Raw genomic sequence first — 15631 nt, forward strand, 5'->3', positions numbered from 1 at the left:
GCGTTTCATCGCACGCCGACTTTCCAGGGGGCATATTCCATCTCGCTGTAGCCCTTGGCCAAGCCATCATCTTCGGCCTTGAAGCCCGGCAGGTTGGCCAGCTCCAGTGTCATGCAACGGCTGTTCAGGCGGGCCTGCAGTTTGCCATCGAGGCGGAAATCGTCCGGCCGTAGCGGGTGAGGGTAGATCTGCACCAGGCAGCCTTGCACCTTGCCCTGGGCATTCGCCTGGTAATACACCGAGGCCCGGCCAATGCTGTCGACCGGCAGGTTGCCGAACAGCTGCTGCCAGAAGAACTCACGCTGCGCGTTGCTCCGGCGCCGTGCAGTGCCAGGCGCTTGGGCGGACGCCGGCAGCACCACCAACAGCGGCGCACGGATTTGCGCAGTACCGTTGTCCTCGCGCAGCGCCTGGGGCACCACGGGATAGATGGTGTTCCAGCATTGCGCCTCCACCACGCTGGCCAGTGACTTGAAGTCGGTGCGGATCAGTTCGGCAGGCAGTTGGTTTTCGTACCGCAGCGGCGCCCTGCTGGCTTTGCAACTGACCGGTGCAGAGGATGAGTCGAGTTCGACCTTCAGCATGACCACGCCGATTTGCGGGCCCGTATCAGCGGTGGCGATGCCCAGCTTCAACGCTTGCTGCATGTCGCGGACGAATGCCCGGCGAGCCAGTTTTTCCGCCTCGGAGGAGCGCTGGTGCTGGCAACCTGGCAACGCGATGAGTGTGGCGGCCACAAGTACGGGAAACAGCGTTCTGAACACAGGGACTTCCTTGATGAGGCAGGAGCGAGCGTCTTGCCGCGTGAATGAAGACTCGCATTATCCGTCAGGACGGTTTGGGATTCTCTGTGGTTGTGTGTAGGAAGTGTCTTGTTCGGCGGTATCGGCGCCAGGCCGACACCGCCTTGTACATCAGAAACGCAGGTCCAGCGCCAGCTCGAGGGTACGTGGTGGCCCCATGTAGTACTGGCTGTTGTAAGCCTGCTTGGCATAGACCTCATCGGTCAGGTTGCGTACCCGCCCGGTCAGGCTGGTGGTTGCATCCAGCCGGTAACGGGCGAATGCGCCGAACAGGGTGTAGGCCGGGGCCTTCAGGCTGTTGGCATTGTCGGCATACACCGAGCCCACGTAACGCCCGTCCGCGCCTACCGACCATGCCGGTGAAAGGCTGTAGGTCAGCCACAGGTTGGCGACGCTGGCCGGCACGTTCACCGGTGCATTGCCCTTGCGCGACACCGATACGCCGTTGACCGCCTCGTTGAATTCATCGTACTGGGCATCGACGTAGGCGTAGTTGGCTTCGGCCAGCAACTTGGGAGTGACCTGCAGGCGCCCGGACAACTCGATGCCCCGCGAAGTCTGCTGGCCGGCCTGGACCGTAAGGTTGGCGTCGTTGGCATCCCGCACGGCAAAGTCCTTGCGCACGATCTGGTACAGCGCCAGCGTGGCCGCGCCGCGCCCGGCGAGGAAGTCGACCTTGCTGCCTACTTCCCACTGCTCTCCCTTGGACAGGTCGAACAGGCCAACGTTGGAGTAAGTCGCTGCCGCCAGCGAACCGGCCGGCAAGTCGGCGGACGTGCTGTACTGCGCATACACGCTGGCAGAGGGGGTCAGTGCGTAGGTCAGGCCGATACGCCCTGACAGCGGCTCCCAGCGCCGTTGGAAGTAGGCCGGCGAGGTTGGCGTTACCGGGCCGTAGTTGGTCACCTGCATGTCCAGGTAGTCGTAGCGCAATGCGCTCAGCAGGGCCAGGCGCTCGGTGAGTTGCAGGCGGTTTTCGGCAAACACGGCGCGGTTGCTGACCTCGTGGCGGCGCTGCTTGGTCAGGCCGGCGTTGACCCCGGGGATGTCATCGAAGCTGCCGGGGGCGAAGTGCTCGGCATCGACCACGTCGCTCCAGCTGCTCGAGGTGGGGTAGAGCGTCTGGTGCATGGTTGAGTATTCGAGCCCCAGCGACCACTGGCTGGTCAAGCCGAACAGCTGGTTGTCGTGGCGCAGCTCGATGCGGTTGCCCAACAGGTTGTGGTCGTGGCGTTGCAGGTAGGGGCTGCTGCGCCGGACCTTGCCATCGTCGGTGTAGCGGTAGCGTTCGAGGTTGCGGTAGTCGCGCTGGGCGTTGTAGTGGTACAGCGTGTTCTGCACGCTGGTGCTGTCGCTGAGCTGGTAATCGAGGATCGAACGCAGCCAGCGTACTCGCTGCTCATAGCGACCATCGCCGACGTTGTAGTTCTCGAAGCGGCGGCTGTTGTCGATTTTCATCGTGCTGCGCCCGGGCAGGATCGGCGAGCCCCAGTAAGGGCTGTCTTCGCGATCTTCCTGGTACTCCAGGGCCAGGGTGTGGGTGAGGTTGGGCGCGAGGTCGCTGAGCAGCGAGAATGCCAGGCTGTCGGTGTGCCGCTCATTGCGGTCGATGTAGCCGTTGCCGTGCCCGCGGCTGAAGTCCAGGCGCAGGAAATGGCGGGCATCGGCGGGGTTGCTGGCCAATGCCTGGTTGATGCCGAAGGCTATCTCGCTGTCGTCGAAGCTGCCGTAGCGGATCCGCCCGTCGACGGTGTGCTGGTCGCGGCTGGCCAGCTTGGTGAGGTAGTTGATCGAGCCACCCACCGCACCTGCGCCATGCAGGAACGACGACGGCCCGCCGATCAGTTCGACGCGATCGAGCACCCAGGCATCTACCGGTCGGGTGGCGCTGCTGTAGCCGAGGTTGATGCCGTTGTACAACTGGGTGACCTGGTTCTGGGTAAAGCCACGGTAGGCGACGAAGCCGCCAAAGCCGGGGTTGGCCGAGGCGTTCACCCCGGTCATGGCGTTGAGCACCTCCTGGCTGTCCCGGGCACCGCGTTCTTCGATCAGGCGGCGGTCCGAGACACTGACCGAGGCGGGCGTTTCCCGGGCGGTGAGGCCGAGGCGAGAGCCGGTGCGGATCGGCTCGTCCAGTTGCACGCCGCTGGCGGCGTCGCGGTCACCGTCGATGGTGGTGACGCTGAGTTCCAGGGGGGCGGTGTCCGCCCAGGCAAGGCTGCAGGTGCCCATGAAGAGCAGCAGGGAAGTATGGCGAAGCATGTTGGCAGGTTTTCCACGCAAAGGTCATGGCTGACCGCGGGCGCGCCGGCAGGCGCGCCCGGTTGAGGTCAGGCGAAATGAATAGCTGCTGCGGGGAAAACAACGGGGGGAGCGCGAGGGGTGAGGGCTGGGCGTAGGTGACGTGGCGGCGGTTGCGCCCAGCTGCGTATCACCATGGGCGAAGTGGCCACGACCTGGGCCGGGGTGAACGACCAGCCGCCACTGTTGAACGGCACGGCCAGGCCGAACGAGGAGCACACCGGGCAGTCGAGCTGGGCCATGTGCTGGTCGCCGCCAGTGCCCTCGAGGTCGATGGCCATGCCGTGCTCGCCGTCGAGCGCACAGAAACTGCCTTGCAGGCCCGCCAGGCGCAGGCCGCCCATCTGGCCATGGTGCAGGCCGCACAAGGCCAGGCCGAACAGGACGCTGGCGTAGAGCGTCCAGGCAGTCAGCAGGCGAATGTGGCGGGTGGTTTTCATGGCGCGAATCTACCACCCGGATGAACGGTCGGGTAGCGCTTTTGCGTGCGATGCCTGAGCGCTGTCCTGCAACCTTGATCAATGCAAGATGTCAGGCAATGACAACCCGGTTGCGTCCCTCCTGCTTGGCCCGGTAAAGCGCCCGGTCGGCGGCACTCAGCACATACCCTGGCTCGCCACCAGCCTCGCCTTCCCAGTGCGCCACTCCCAGCGAAATCGTCACCGCACCTACTGGCTCGACCGGGGTATCCTGCACCGTCACCCGTAGCCGCTCGGCCACTACCGCCGCCACGTCCGGGCTGGCCCCGGGCAACAGCATCAGAAACTCCTCGCCGCCGGTACGGCACAGCAGGTCACCTTCCCGGCAGCAGCGGCGCATCAGCTCCGCCAGCCGGCGCAGTACCTGGTCGCCGACTTCGTGGCCATGGTTGTCATTGACCCGCTTGAAATGGTCGATATCCAGCACGATGGCGGCAAACGGCCGCCCTTCGGCCTCCAGCAGTGACAAGCTGAACTCCAGGCTGCGGCGGTTGCCCAGGCCGGTCAGCGGGTCGGTCTGGGCGTCACGGTTGAGCCGGCCGATGCGCTCATGCAGCAAGTTGAGGCCGAACAGCAGTGCGCGTTTGAGCTGCGCTGCCTCGAAGTACCAGGCCGATACCCGATGCAGGCGCTCGGCGGTGCCGGCGCGGTCCATCGAGCGCGCGCCGGCGGCCAGTTGCCACAGTGGCCGGGCAATGATCATGGCCAGCCACCACAGCAGCAGGCTGCCTACCAGGGCCAAGGGTACCGAGATACCCACCACGTTCAGGATCAGCCGGTTCAACGGCGCTACGGTCTGCGCCAGTGGCTGCTGCGCCACCACCCCCCAGCCGGCACTGGGCACCGTGGCGAAACCGGCAACCATGGCCACACCATGGCTGTTGGTCAGCTGGCGGGTGCCATTGCCCAGGGTCGCCAGCTGGTCGATCAAGGCATTGCCTTCAACCACTTTGCCCACCCGTTGGCCATCGGGGTGATAGAGCAGGCGACGGTTGCGGTCGACCACGTACAGGTACGAACCGTCCTTGTAAAAATGTTCGCCCAGCAGGCTGTTGAGGATGTTGCGCTCACGCAGGTACAGGCTACCCCCCACGTACCCCAGGTAGCGACCGTTGCTGTCGAGAATAGGGTGCGACAAGGCCACCACCAGGTTGTTGGCCGCCGACATGTAGGGCGTCGACACCAGTGGGCTACGCGCCTGCAATGCTTCCTGGACACCGGGCGAATGCATGCGGCTACCGACCAGATGCCGCAGCGGCGCAGGAGAAATGGCCAGCAGCACGCCGTTGGCATCGAGCACGAAGGTGGAGTTGAAGGCCATGCTCTGGCTCAGCACACGTTCTGTTTCAGCCTGCAGCGCCTGGGCGTCACCCAACTGCCGCGCTTGCACGCCGGCACTGAACGACAGCTGCTGCTGGGCATTGCTGATGAAGGTTTCGGTAATGCTGGCCAGCTTCGTCGCATACACCCGGTTGGCTTCCAGGGCGTGGTCGATCAGCAACTGGCGCTGCACCCGGTAGCTGGCAAAATAGCTGGCGCACAGCATGACCAAGGCGGTAAGGGCGCAGAGCACCAGGATGAGGGTGCGTAGATCCAGGCGCAATCCGTGCTTGCTGTTTGGCAATCCTGACCTCGAATAATGGAATAAGCATCTACGAAATAGGAATAACCTTACGCGTTATGCACGCGATGGGAAACCGTATTCACGAGCCTGCCTTTTCCAGCGCATCGAGTTCGTCTTCCACCTGCTGCATGCGCTGCTCGGCCAGAGCCTGGACGTTGACGTCGCGGGCCGTTTCGCGCATCAGTGCAGTGAGCTTCTCGCCCAGGCGCTTGCCGGCTTCGGTGTCTTCCAGGGCGCGGGCCTTGGCCGGGTCATGGGTGGCCTCGACGATGGTGGCGAACTCGGCATCGCTGAAGTTCTTTTCGCTGTACAGCCGGAACAGGTCCTGGCGCTGGTCTTCGACGGTCAGGTGCTTGCGTAGCACATCCTCGATGGCCGCCTGTGACAGCTGTGGGTGCCTGCGGCCGAGCAGCACGGCCATGCGCTCGATGTTGTGCGTATAGGCATCCTGCAGGGGCAGCTGGGCCAGAATCTGTTGTTCACGCGAGGGCTTCTGGTCGCAGGCGGTGAGGGCGGCAGTCAGCAGCAGGGGCAACAGCAACGTGAGGAAGCGAGGCATGGCGTGGCCTGGTCGGGCAATGATAGCGGGGATTATACCGACGTCAGCCGGGCCACGACGACCCATCCTTTGCCTTCGTCTGCCGTTGTTGCTGCGTTGCGGTTCAGAAAACGCCTACAAAGGCCCTGGGTTGATGATCCACGCGTTCATTTCCAAACCTGCCCGCCTTGCTTACCTTCCGGGTGCACGGATTGTTCACTGCACCAAGGGAGACTCGGCATGCCACACCTGGCCCTGTACAAACTCAAACTGCTGGACGAGTTCGAAGACCGCAGAGACCTGTGGACCTTCGGTGATTTCGAGAACCGGTTGATGGACCTGTGGCGTGGTGCGACTTACCACGACGCCAAGAGCATCATCAATGCAGCGCACAAGGAGCGGCGTTGGCCCAGGACGGTGAAGCGCTACCTGCTGACCAACTACCAGGCATTTGGCAATGTCAGTGCCGAGCTTGAGCGTACGTTCGCCGAGGTGGTAGCGGCGATGAATGCGCAGGAGCGGGCGCAGTGGGGCTTGCAGCCTGTCGGCAGTTCGGTCGCCTGAGCGCTCCCGGGGCTGCCTGGCAGCCCCGATTCGGTTGATGCGGTCGATCAGAGCGCACCCGACAACGGCCATTCCACGGCCAAGCGGATCTGGTCCCCGTCCAGTTCCGCCTGGGCGGTATTGCCTCGATGCAGGTTGTGCCTTAGCGAAAACGCGGTGCCTTTGGCCTTGCCACTCTGCACCACATAACGCGCTTCCAGGTCGCGCTCCCAATGCTTGCCACCCTTGCCATAGCCCAGGTAGGCATAACCGCCCGCCGGGTCGACATGCGTGCCATCGATATCGAAACCGCGCACATACAACGCCGTCAGGTTCAGACCCGGCACGCCATAGGCGCCCATGTTCAGGTCATAACGTGCCTGCCACGACTTCTCGTTGGGCGCGTTGAAGTCCGACATCTGCACCGCGTTGGCCAGGTAGATCGCCCCGCGCGTCACGTAATCGAATGGCGTGTCGCCATGCACCTGCTGCCAGCCCAGGCTGAAACCGTGCGGCCCCTGGTCGTAGCGCGAGACCAGGCTCCAGGTGGTGTTGTCGATGCGCCCGGACAGCGCCTTGCCGGTGTCGGTGGTGCGGTACAGGTTGAGATCCAGGCTGAGGCTGCGGCGTTCATCCAGGGCGTGGCTGAAGGTGCTGCCCAGGTAATGCTGGTTCCAGCTGTCCTCGTAGCGTGAGCTGTACAGGCTGCCGCGGAAAGCGGCACCCGGGTCCCACACCACGCCAGCCAGGTCGAAGCTGTTGCCCTGGCGGCCGTTGGAGTAGTTCACCACGAAGCCCTGGTCGTGGCTGGAGGCATTGCGGTCGGTGTCCTCGGTGAAGTGCCCGGCCACCAGCTTGAGGCTGTCGAGTTCACTACTGGTGAGCAACAGGCCGCTGACGGTCTCGGGTAGCAGGCGGCTGTCGGAGGCGCTGAACACCGGGGTCTTGACCCTTTGCTCGCCGTAGGACAGCACGGTATCGGACATTCTCAGTTTCAGTGCTGCGCCGGCACGGCTGTAATCGCTCTTGGGGTGCCCGGCGTTATCGACCGCGAGCAGGCGCGCCTTGCCCGCGCGCCCACCACCACTGTCGAGCTGCACGCCCAGGTAGGCGTGGGCGTCGACCCCGACGCCGATCAGCCCCTGGGTGAAACCGGACTGCAAGGTCGCCATCAGGCCATAGGCCCACTCCTCAGCCTTGCCGTTACGTTCATTGCGCGGCTTGTAGGCATTGCGCGCTGCGCTGTTGCGCCCACCGTGCTTGTAGTCGCGCTGGTCGAATACGCTGCGGTTGAGCAGGCTCCAGCTGCCATCCTCAACCCAGCCGTTGCTCTGCGATTGCGCGGATTCGGCCAGCGCGGTCGGGGCTAGCAGGGCGCTGGCGAGCAGCAGGGCAAGAGGGCGCGACATGGGTGGAACTTCCTGTTCAGGGGGTGCGAAAACGCAGGATGCGTGCACCGTCGAAGGGGTCGATGAGGTAATGGGCGTGCACGCCGAAGGTGCTCAGCAGGCGTTCCGGGGTCAGCACCTCGGCTGGCTTGCCGAGGGCAACCAGGCGGCCCTTGTCGAGCACTGCCAGGCGGTCGCAGGTGAGCGCCTGGTTGAGGTCATGCAGCGCCACCAGAGTGGTCACCGGCAAGGCTTGCACCTGTTGCAGCAGGCTCAGCTGGTGCTGGATATCCAGGTGGTTGGTCGGCTCGTCCAGCAGCAATACCTGTGGCCGCTGTGCCAGGGCACGGGCGATATGCACGCGCTGGCGCTCGCCACCGGACAGCGAACCCCACAGGCGCGTACGCAGGTGCAGCGCATCGAGGTCAGCCAGGGCCTGCTCGACGATCGCGTGGTCTTCCGGCGAGAACGGCGCCAGTGCCGACAGCCAGGGGGTGCGGCCCAGGGCAACGGCGTCGAACACGCTGATCGCATCGAGGGTGTCGGCCTGCTGTTCGACCAGCGCCAGGGCCTGGGCGACACGCCGACGGGGCAACCGCGCCAGCGCTTCGCCGAGCAACTGCACGCTGCCGCTGGCTGGCTTGCGCAGCCCGGCCAGCACTTTCAGCAATGAGGACTTGCCGGAGCCGTTGGGGCCGACGATGCCCAGCGTCTCGCCGGCGATGAGGTGCAGGTCTATCTCGTGCAACACGGCATTGCCAGCCAACTGCAGGCCCAGCCCCTGGCAACTCAGCGGCGAGAGGTTCACCGCGGTCATGGCGGTCATGGGCGCCCCCGACGGCTGACCAGGATCAACGCGAACACCGGTGCGCCGATCAGTGCGGTGACCACCCCCACGGGGATGACCTGGCCAGGGATCAGGGTGCGCGACAGGATGTCCGCGGCAATCAGGAACAATGCGCCACCCAGCGCGCTGGCGGGCAGCAGGCGGCTGTGCCCCGGGCCGAGCAGCAGGCGCAGCGCATGGGGGATCACCAGCCCGACGAAGCCGATGGCGCCGACGATCGACACCATGACCGCGGTGACCAGCGCTGCGCAGCTGATCAGCAGCAACTGGGTACGCCGCACCGGTATGCCCAGCGATGCCGCCGAGTCGGCACCGAAGGTGAACGCATCCAGCGTGCGCCGGTGCCACAGGCACACCAGCAAGCCGAATACCGCCACGGGCACGGCCAGCCACACCGAAGGCCAGCGTACGCCACTGAGGTTGCCCAGCAGCCAGAACAGGATGCCGCGCGCCTGCTCGGCAGTGGCCGACATGGTAATGAGCAAGGCGGTGAGGGCGTTGAACAGTTGCGAACCGGCGATGCCAGCGAGGATCACCTGGGCGTTGTTGGCGCCGCTGCCGGCCGCGCGAGCCAGGACCAGCACCAGGGCGAACGCCGCCAGGGCACCGATGAAAGCACCGCCGGACATGCTCAACGCCAGGCTGCCGAAGCCCAGCAGGCCGACCAGTACTGCCCCGGTCGAGGCGCCAGCAGACAACCCCAGCAGGTACGGTTCGGCCAATGGGTTGCGCAACAGCGCCTGGAGGATCACGCCGCAGGTGGCCAGGCCGGCGCCGCAGGCTGCGGCAACCAGGGTGCGGGTGAGGCGATAGTTCCAGACGATCCCGGCGTCGATCGGGTCGACCGGGTAACCGGCCTGCCACAGCTGGTTGGCCAGAACCTGGGCGACCACAGCAGGTGCCAGGTTGCTCTCGCCAATGGCGGTACCGGCCAGCACGGCTGCCAGCAGTGCCGCCAGGGCCACCGTGATGGACAATGACAAGCGCATGATCACTGGCCTGGGTTGCCGCTGGCGAAGGCGGCCGCCAAGGTCTGCAGGCCGCTGAACAGGCGGATGCCGGCCTGCATGGCCTCGGCATCGAGGACGATGATGCGGTTGTGCTTCACCGCTTCCATGTTGCGGGTTACCGGGTCGCTGCGCAGAAACGCCAGCTTCTTCTGGTAGTCGTCGGCAGGGTAGCGGCGGCGGTCCATGCGGGCAATGATCAGCCAGGTGGGGTTGGCCTTGGCCAGGGTTTCCCAGCCGACGGTGGGCCATTCTTCGGTGGACGTGACGACGTTGCGCACGCCGAGGGTGCGCAGCATGAAATCGGCAACGCCCTGGCGGCCCGCTACATAGGGCGCGATGCCCAGGTCGGCGCTGGAAAACCAGAACAGCGCCGAGGTGCTGGCCAAGTCCTTGCCGGCCAGCTGTGCCTTGGCGCTGTCCAGGCGGCCCTTGAGCTCGGCGTTGAGGGCGCTGCCGCGCGCCTGCACGTCGAAGATCTCGGCCAGCTGGCTGATGCTTTTGTAGATACTGTCGACCTGGAACGCCTGCAGGCGGGTACCGTCGGCGCCGACCAGGTTGTCCTTGCCTTCGCAGTCCGATGGCAGCAGGTAGGTGGGGATCTGCAGCTCGTCGAACTGTTCGCGGGTGGCCACCGCGCCCTGGGCACCGACCATCCATTCGAACTGCACCGCAACCAGTTGCGGGCGCTTGCCAACCACTGCCTCGAAGCTGGGCTCGTTGTTGGCCAGGCGCGGTACCTTGGCGTCCTGTGCCTGGTACTCGGGCAGCACGTTGTTGAACCACAGCGAAGTGCCTGCCAGCCTGTCGCCCAGCCCCAGTGCGTAGAGCATCTCGGTACTGGCCTGGCCAATGGTGACGGCGCGTTCCGGTGCCTGGGCGAAGGTCTGCGGCTTGCCGCAGTTGTCAATCGTCAGCGGGTAATGGGTAGCTGCGGCCTGCGCCAGGCCGGTGAGGCCGAGGCCGGCGAGCAGGGTGGCAAAACGGGGCAGCATGCTGGGCGATCTCCTATCGGACAGTTCTGGTGAGGAACACACGGACAGGCATCGCCGAGCCCTGCGGCAGCAGGGCAACACTGATGGCCAATCCCGGACACCCCGCCGGTTGGTGAATGTAGGCCGGCAGGTCTCCTGACTGGTGCGTCATGGCCTGGCTCCGGCCTTCCCGGGGTAGACCCAGTGGCATCGTTGGAGCAGGCTCGGCACCTACAGTTGCGGGGGCAGTTCCGTTTGGCCCGTTTACTTGGGCCTGGGATTCCCTATTGATTCCGTGATGGAAACCGGCGGCCGGCATGGTAGACCATCGCGCCGCCGGCTGAAAACGCTTTTCACAAGTACTTCAGCCAGGCCAGGTCGCGCCGCCGCGCCTTCAGCCGGGCGAACCAGCGCACTGGCAGGTACAGCGAAAACGCCAACAGCAGTGCCCCCAGCCACACGGCGGTGATGCTGTCGAAACCGAAGTAGTCACCTTGGTTGCGGCCATACAGCGCCACGCTGGCCAGGTACAGCAGCTTCAGCACATACAGGTGCAACAAGTAGAAGAACATCGGTGCCGCGCCGAACACCGCCAGGCCATTGATCCAGCGCGCCTGCCCGGCGCGTTCGAAGGCGCGCAGCAACAGCAGGCCACAGCCCAGGGTCAGTGCCAGGAACAGCAGCGACGGTGGGTACTTGGTGATGTTGAAAAAGCTCATCAGGGTTTGCGTAAGGGCGGGGTAGACGCTCCACGGCCCATCGCCGTAGCCGTTGAACAGGCGCAGCGCGACAAAGCCCAGCAAGGCGGCCAGGCCGGCCAGCAGCAAGCGTTGCTGGCGCCGAGTGTCATCACTGTGGCGGGCGAACCACGGGCCCAGGCCATAGCCCAGGGCGATCACGCCGAGCCACGGCAGAACCGGGTAGGAGGTGCGCAGGCGCAGGTTGTCGGAGAGCTCCAGCCAGCCGCGATCATGCAGGATCGCCCAAGGCACATGCAGCGCCGATCCGACTTCGAAGTGCACAGTGTCGAGCAGGTTATGGCCGGCGATGAGGGTTGCACCCAGGGCGATCAGTGCGCCACGTGGCAGCCAGACCAGCAGCGACAAGACCATCATGCTGATACCAATGGCCCAGATTACCTGTAGGTAGATGACGCTGGGCGGCAGCTGGAAGGTCCAGGCGAAGTTGACCAGGGTGAACTCCAGCACCACCAGGAACAGCCCGCGTTTGAACAGGAATGCCGAGACGTCGCCGCGGCCCTGATGTTTTTCGCCGTACAGCCAGGCCGACAGGCCGGTCAGCAGGACGAACACCGGGGCGCACAGGTGGGCCAGGGTGCGGCTGAAGAACAGCGCGGGCTCGGTGGCGTCGATGGCCATCGGGTCGCTGACCTGGCGATGCAGGAAAAAGGTTTCGCGTACGTGGTCAAGGAGCATGAACAGGATCACCAGGCCGCGCAGGGCATCGATGCTCTGCAGGCGCTGGGTGAGCAGGGTGGGGGTGGCACTGGCGCTTGTCATGGCGGGTCGCTGCTAGGAATGAATGTCAAATGAAACGTTATCTTATAACTAAAAATTCCCGGTTGGTAGCGCTTTTTGCCTGTGCCGGCCTCTTCGCGGGCACGCCCGCTCCCACAGCTACAGCGCCGGCCTGGCGAGCCGCGCGACAGTTGCGGGAGCGGGCGTGCCCGCGAAAAGCCCAGTTCTGGAAGGCGCGCCTAGCGCCCGCGCCGCCGTGAAACCCGAGCCTCGATATTCTTGCGCCCGATCAGCAACGGCGGTTTCTCCAGCACCGGTTCATCCGCCAGCCACTTGTACATCACCAGGCAGTCCACCAGCCCCAGGCTGGCATGGCGATAGGCCTTGGGTAGACGCCCGACGGTTTCGAAGCCGAGCTTGTGCCACAACGCCACGGCCACCTCGTTGGTGGCGACCACCGAGTTGAACTGCAGGGCCAGAAAGCCCTCCTGGCGCGCCAGTTTCTGCGAGTGTTCACACATCAACCGCGCCACACCCCGGCCACGGGCGCGTTCGCAGACCATGTAGCCGCAATTGCCCACATGCGCCCCAGGCCCGGCGGCGTTGGGCTTGAGGTAGTACGAACCGAGCAATTCGCCGTCGTCCTCGGCGACCAGCGTACGCAACGGCATTTCCAGCCACAGCTGGCGCGCCTGTTCAAAACTCAGCGCCGGGTCGAATGCGTAGGTTTCGCGGGCCTGGACGACAGCCTGGAAGGTAGGCCAGAAACGTTCGAAGTCGTCGGCCATCATGGGGCGGATATGGATCATGCGGGTTCCTGCAAGGGCTGGGCCGCCCAGTCTGGTGGGCGCGGCGCCGTCGCGCAAGGGCGGCGACGCCGATTGCGCTCAGTCGGTCGCCTTGCCCACCGCATCCATGGCCCGTGCCGAGTAGACCAGTGCAGCACCGGCATTCATCGCCACGGCCACGCCGAGGGCCTCGGCGATTTCCTCGCGGCTGGCACCGTGCTTGACGGCTTGCTGCGAGTGCACGGCAATGCAGCCGTCGCAGCGGGTGGTCACGGCCACGGCGAGGGAAATCAGCTCGCGGGTCTTGGCATCCAGGTGGTTGGTCTTGGCGCCGGCGCCGCTGGCGGTCATGTAGCCGGCAACGGTGTCGGGGGAGAGTTGCTTGAGATCGCCGATGCCGGCCATCAACTGCTTACGGTAGGCGTCCCAGTCCATCATGCTCATTGTCTTCACCTTGGTAAGGTTGCGAGTGGAGCTTTCAGGCTAGTCGAAGCGCGGCAAGTGGGACTTGTACTTTGGTGCTGGCCAGCGTTGAAGCGGCCAGACCCGGCCGCTTATGCACTTGCCAGCGGGCCGCTCAGATGTAGATGAACACCAGCACCAGTGCTGCGACGAACGCCCACTTTTCCAGGTAGTAGCGGGTGCGGTTGCGCTTTTTCAGCGCCTTGCCCCGTTCGCGGATCTTGTAGATACGGGTGAACAGCCGGTTGATGCCCCCGGTCTTGTCGCCTGCATCATTGGGCGCGGCGGCCGCGGCCATGACGTTGCGGCTGAACCAGCGGTTGAACGCAGTTGCCCAGCGGTACTTGAGCGGGCGTTCGATGTCGCAGAACAGGATGATGCGGTTGTGCTCGGTAGTGTTGGCCGCGTAGTGGATGTAGGTCTCGTCGAACACCACACCTTCACCATCGCGCCACGAGTACTTTTCGCCGTCCACGTCGATGTAGCAACCGTCATCGTTGGGCGTGTCGAGGCCCAGGTGGTAGCGGTACGAGCCGGCATACGGGTCACGATGACGTACCAGCTTGGCGCCCGGTGGCAGGGTGGCGAACATCGCGGCCTTGACCGTGCCGATGCCCTTGAGCAGCTCGGTGGTGCGCGGGCACAGGGTCATCGCCGACGGGTGGCTTTCGCCGTACCACTTCAGGTAGAAGCGCTTCCAGCCGGTCTTGAAGAAGGAATTGAAACCGACGTCATCGTAATTGTCGGACTTCTTGATCTCGCCCACATGCAGCAGCTGGCGCGCCTCTTCGCGGATCTCCTGCCAGTGGTCCTGCAGCGTTTGCAGTTCCGGGAAGGCTTCCACCGGCAGGTAAGGCTTGGCCGGGTGCCTGGAAAACAGATACAGGAAGCTGTTGACCGGGGCCAGGAAGCTGGAGTGATCACCCAGCTGGCGGGTCAGCTTGTGGCGAACCCGACCGCGCAGGTGAACATAGGCGATCGAGAGGGCGAAGAGGAGTACGAGTGCAATTTTCATGGACGTTTACTTGTCGAAAAATGGCCATGCGCCATGGCATTAGCCCGCCAGCATAAACAATCATGGGAATAGTTTGTAACTATTGTTACGAAACACCGGGGCGACTTAGGTGTAATACCCTACAGTCTTGCGCAAACGTTTCATGCTAGGGAGTTCCCATGATTCAGGATGTACGAAGCACTGGTACCCCCTTCAAGCGGTTGTTCTTCGCCTTGCCGGTAAGTGATACCCAGCGCCGGGCGCTGGCCCAGTGGCGAAGCAGTCTGAACCTGCGCAGCGGCAAGCCGGTGCCAGCCGCCAACTTCCATGTGACGCTGCTGTTTCTCGGCGACGTGGACACCGCCCAGGTGCCGGCAATCTGCGCAGCGGCCGATCAGCTGGCACTACCGGCCACGCCACCTCGCCTGCGACTCGATCGCTTGCAGGTGTGGCCGCGGGCCGGCGCGCTGGTACTGGAGGCGCAGCAGAGCCCCGCGACGCTGTTGCAACTGGTGTATGGCCTGCAGCAAGCGCTGCTGCCGCTCGGGGTGGAAGCGGCCAGCCGCGACTATCGCCCGCACCTGACACTGGCCAGGGATTTTCGTGGCCAGCCGCCAGAGGCCAGCAGCGCGCCGGATTTTTACCTCGCTGCCCGCCATTTCACCCTTTACGAGTCACGCAAGGGGGCCTACTGGCCATTGGCGCAGTGGCCGCTGTCGAACTGATTCAGGCCGTCACTTCGCAATCTGCGAACAAGCGCTCACCCAGTGCGCGTGCCGTGCCCAAATGCGGGGCCGGGTTCATACCTTCGCTGTCTTCCAGCAGGGTGGAGCTGAGCACCTCGGCGCCGCAATAGTCGAAGATGCCGTGCTCGATCTGCACGCGCATCGCTTCGCCATAGCCATGCCGTTCAAAGGTACCGCGGTCGGCGCCGGCGACGCCGACCAGGTGCACCTTCATGCCGCGCAATTTCTTCACGGTGGTGCTGCCGTCATAGTCGAACGCCCAACCGTTGCTGAACACCCGCTCAACCCAGCCCTTGAGCAAGGCTGGCAGCGACCACCAGTAAATCGGGTACACCAGCACCAGGGCATCGGCGCGTTCGATGCGTGCCTGCTCCTTGCGCACATCCGCCGGCGGGGCAGCCAGGCGGCGGTGCACGGCATGGTCGGCCAGGCCGAACCGGGGGTCGAAACCTTCACTGGCGAGGTCGGCGATTTCGCTGCTGTGGCCGGCTTCGGCCAGGCCATTGGCGACCTGCCGGGCCAGGGCGTGGGTCAATGAGTGAGGGTCGTGGTGGCCGACAACGATCAGGGCGTGCATGGTGAATCTCCTGGATGAGGATGCAGGGTTACCTTCAGCGCTATATACTCAAGGTAAGTTACGTCCAGTAAGTTACTTTTGG

General features: G+C 64.6%; 16 protein-coding genes and 1 riboswitch. Of the genes, 2 read left to right on the forward strand and 14 right to left on the reverse strand.

The window, feature by feature from the left end; all coding sequences use genetic code 11:
* Window positions 1-5 precede the first annotated feature (5 nt).
* From HU763_RS10010 to HU763_RS10030, 5 genes are all read right to left on the reverse strand, one after another.
* Window positions 6-764, reverse strand: coding sequence for a hypothetical protein (locus HU763_RS10010; RefSeq protein WP_186684554.1), 759 nt, complete (start codon window positions 762-764; stop codon window positions 6-8).
* Window positions 765-914: 150 nt separating this feature from the next.
* The gene (locus HU763_RS10015; protein ID WP_186684556.1) at window positions 915-3065 is read right to left on the reverse strand and encodes a TonB-dependent receptor; all 2151 of its coding nucleotides are present in this window, start codon (window positions 3063-3065) and stop codon (window positions 915-917) included.
* 68 nt (window positions 3066-3133) lie between these two features.
* A complete protein-coding gene (locus HU763_RS10020) occupies window positions 3134-3544 on the reverse strand; it encodes a DUF2946 family protein (RefSeq protein WP_186684558.1) in 411 nt (136 codons plus the stop codon).
* A 91-nt stretch (window positions 3545-3635) separates the two neighbouring features.
* Complete coding sequence (locus HU763_RS10025; RefSeq protein WP_170029306.1) at window positions 3636-5207, reverse strand: sensor domain-containing diguanylate cyclase; 1572 nt, start codon at window positions 5205-5207, stop codon at window positions 3636-3638.
* Window positions 5208-5286: 79 nt separating this feature from the next.
* Entirely contained in the window at window positions 5287-5766 is a 480-nt protein-coding gene (locus HU763_RS10030; protein WP_170029307.1) for a hypothetical protein, read from the reverse strand.
* A gap of 219 nt (window positions 5767-5985) precedes the next feature.
* Between HU763_RS10030 and HU763_RS10035 the strand changes: the two genes are divergently transcribed.
* Window positions 5986-6309 (forward strand): hypothetical protein, encoded by a 324-nt coding sequence (locus HU763_RS10035; protein WP_170029308.1) that lies wholly within the window; start codon window positions 5986-5988, stop codon window positions 6307-6309.
* Window positions 6310-6356: 47 nt separating this feature from the next.
* Here HU763_RS10035 and HU763_RS10040 read toward each other — a convergent pair whose 3' ends face one another.
* The 8 genes from HU763_RS10040 to lpxO all read right to left on the reverse strand — a co-directional run bounded on the left by HU763_RS10040 (window position 6357) and on the right by lpxO (window position 14247).
* Window positions 6357-7697, reverse strand: a complete 1341-nt coding sequence (locus HU763_RS10040) for an OprD family porin (protein ID WP_186684560.1) — start codon at window positions 7695-7697, stop codon at window positions 6357-6359.
* Between the two features lie 16 nt (window positions 7698-7713).
* Window positions 7714-8502 (reverse strand): ABC transporter ATP-binding protein, encoded by a 789-nt coding sequence (locus tag HU763_RS10045; protein WP_186684562.1) that lies wholly within the window; start codon window positions 8500-8502, stop codon window positions 7714-7716.
* Window positions 8499-9512 (reverse strand): FecCD family ABC transporter permease, encoded by a 1014-nt coding sequence (locus HU763_RS10050; RefSeq protein ID WP_186684564.1) that lies wholly within the window; start codon window positions 9510-9512, stop codon window positions 8499-8501. The genes HU763_RS10045 and HU763_RS10050 overlap by 4 nt, the downstream gene beginning before the upstream one ends.
* A gap of 2 nt (window positions 9513-9514) precedes the next feature.
* The gene (locus HU763_RS10055; protein ID WP_186684566.1) at window positions 9515-10525 is read right to left on the reverse strand and encodes an ABC transporter substrate-binding protein; all 1011 of its coding nucleotides are present in this window, start codon (window positions 10523-10525) and stop codon (window positions 9515-9517) included.
* Between the two features lie 108 nt (window positions 10526-10633).
* Window positions 10634-10829: riboswitch (cobalamin riboswitch) on the reverse strand.
* Window positions 10830-10857: 28 nt separating this feature from the next.
* Complete coding sequence (locus tag HU763_RS10060) at window positions 10858-12024, reverse strand: acetyltransferase domain-containing protein (RefSeq protein ID WP_186684568.1); 1167 nt, start codon at window positions 12022-12024, stop codon at window positions 10858-10860.
* 197 nt (window positions 12025-12221) lie between these two features.
* Window positions 12222-12791 carry a GNAT family N-acetyltransferase gene (locus tag HU763_RS10065; RefSeq protein ID WP_170029314.1) on the reverse strand — a complete coding sequence of 190 codons (570 nt, stop codon included), beginning with the start codon at window positions 12789-12791 and terminating at the stop codon, window positions 12222-12224.
* 78 nt (window positions 12792-12869) lie between these two features.
* Complete coding sequence (locus tag HU763_RS10070; protein ID WP_170029315.1) at window positions 12870-13214, reverse strand: carboxymuconolactone decarboxylase family protein; 345 nt, start codon at window positions 13212-13214, stop codon at window positions 12870-12872.
* A gap of 133 nt (window positions 13215-13347) precedes the next feature.
* Window positions 13348-14247, reverse strand: a complete 900-nt coding sequence (gene lpxO / locus HU763_RS10075) for a lipid A hydroxylase LpxO (RefSeq protein WP_170029316.1) — start codon at window positions 14245-14247, stop codon at window positions 13348-13350.
* 158 nt (window positions 14248-14405) lie between these two features.
* Here lpxO and thpR point away from each other — a divergent pair, with 158 nt between their 5' ends.
* Entirely contained in the window at window positions 14406-14951 is a 546-nt protein-coding gene (gene thpR / locus HU763_RS10080) for an RNA 2',3'-cyclic phosphodiesterase (RefSeq protein ID WP_186684570.1), read from the forward strand.
* A 1-nt stretch (window position 14952) separates the two neighbouring features.
* Here thpR and HU763_RS10085 read toward each other — a convergent pair whose 3' ends face one another.
* Complete coding sequence (locus tag HU763_RS10085) at window positions 14953-15549, reverse strand: NAD(P)H-dependent oxidoreductase (protein WP_186684572.1); 597 nt, start codon at window positions 15547-15549, stop codon at window positions 14953-14955.
* Window positions 15550-15631 lie beyond the last annotated feature (82 nt).

It is taken from the genome of Pseudomonas anuradhapurensis (assembly GCF_014269225.2).
Classification (GTDB): domain Bacteria; phylum Pseudomonadota; class Gammaproteobacteria; order Pseudomonadales; family Pseudomonadaceae; genus Aquipseudomonas; species Aquipseudomonas anuradhapurensis.

Excerpts from the sequence above, each read along its gene's own strand:
- HU763_RS10015 (WP_186684556.1), bottom strand. The coding sequence starts at position 3,065 with ATGCTTCGCCATACTTCCCTGCTGCTCTTCATGGGCACCTGCAGCCTT.
- HU763_RS10020 (WP_186684558.1), bottom strand. The coding sequence starts at position 3,544 with ATGAAAACCACCCGCCACATTCGCCTGCTGACTGCCTGGACGCTCTAC.
- HU763_RS10030 (WP_170029307.1), bottom strand. The coding sequence starts at position 5,766 with ATGCCTCGCTTCCTCACGTTGCTGTTGCCCCTGCTGCTGACTGCCGCC.
- HU763_RS10035 (WP_170029308.1), top strand. The coding sequence starts at position 5,986 with ATGCCACACCTGGCCCTGTACAAACTCAAACTGCTGGACGAGTTCGAA.
- HU763_RS10040 (WP_186684560.1), bottom strand. The coding sequence starts at position 7,697 with ATGTCGCGCCCTCTTGCCCTGCTGCTCGCCAGCGCCCTGCTAGCCCCG.
- HU763_RS10045 (WP_186684562.1), bottom strand. The coding sequence starts at position 8,502 with ATGACCGCCATGACCGCGGTGAACCTCTCGCCGCTGAGTTGCCAGGGG.
- HU763_RS10050 (WP_186684564.1), bottom strand. The coding sequence starts at position 9,512 with ATGCGCTTGTCATTGTCCATCACGGTGGCCCTGGCGGCACTGCTGGCA.
- HU763_RS10055 (WP_186684566.1), bottom strand. The coding sequence starts at position 10,525 with ATGCTGCCCCGTTTTGCCACCCTGCTCGCCGGCCTCGGCCTCACCGGC.
- HU763_RS10060 (WP_186684568.1), bottom strand. The coding sequence starts at position 12,024 with ATGACAAGCGCCAGTGCCACCCCCACCCTGCTCACCCAGCGCCTGCAG.
- HU763_RS10065 (WP_170029314.1), bottom strand. The coding sequence starts at position 12,791 with ATGATCCATATCCGCCCCATGATGGCCGACGACTTCGAACGTTTCTGG.
- HU763_RS10070 (WP_170029315.1), bottom strand. The coding sequence starts at position 13,214 with ATGAGCATGATGGACTGGGACGCCTACCGTAAGCAGTTGATGGCCGGC.
- lpxO (WP_170029316.1), bottom strand. The coding sequence starts at position 14,247 with ATGAAAATTGCACTCGTACTCCTCTTCGCCCTCTCGATCGCCTATGTT.
- thpR (WP_186684570.1), top strand. The coding sequence starts at position 14,406 with ATGATTCAGGATGTACGAAGCACTGGTACCCCCTTCAAGCGGTTGTTC.
- HU763_RS10085 (WP_186684572.1), bottom strand. The coding sequence starts at position 15,549 with ATGCACGCCCTGATCGTTGTCGGCCACCACGACCCTCACTCATTGACC.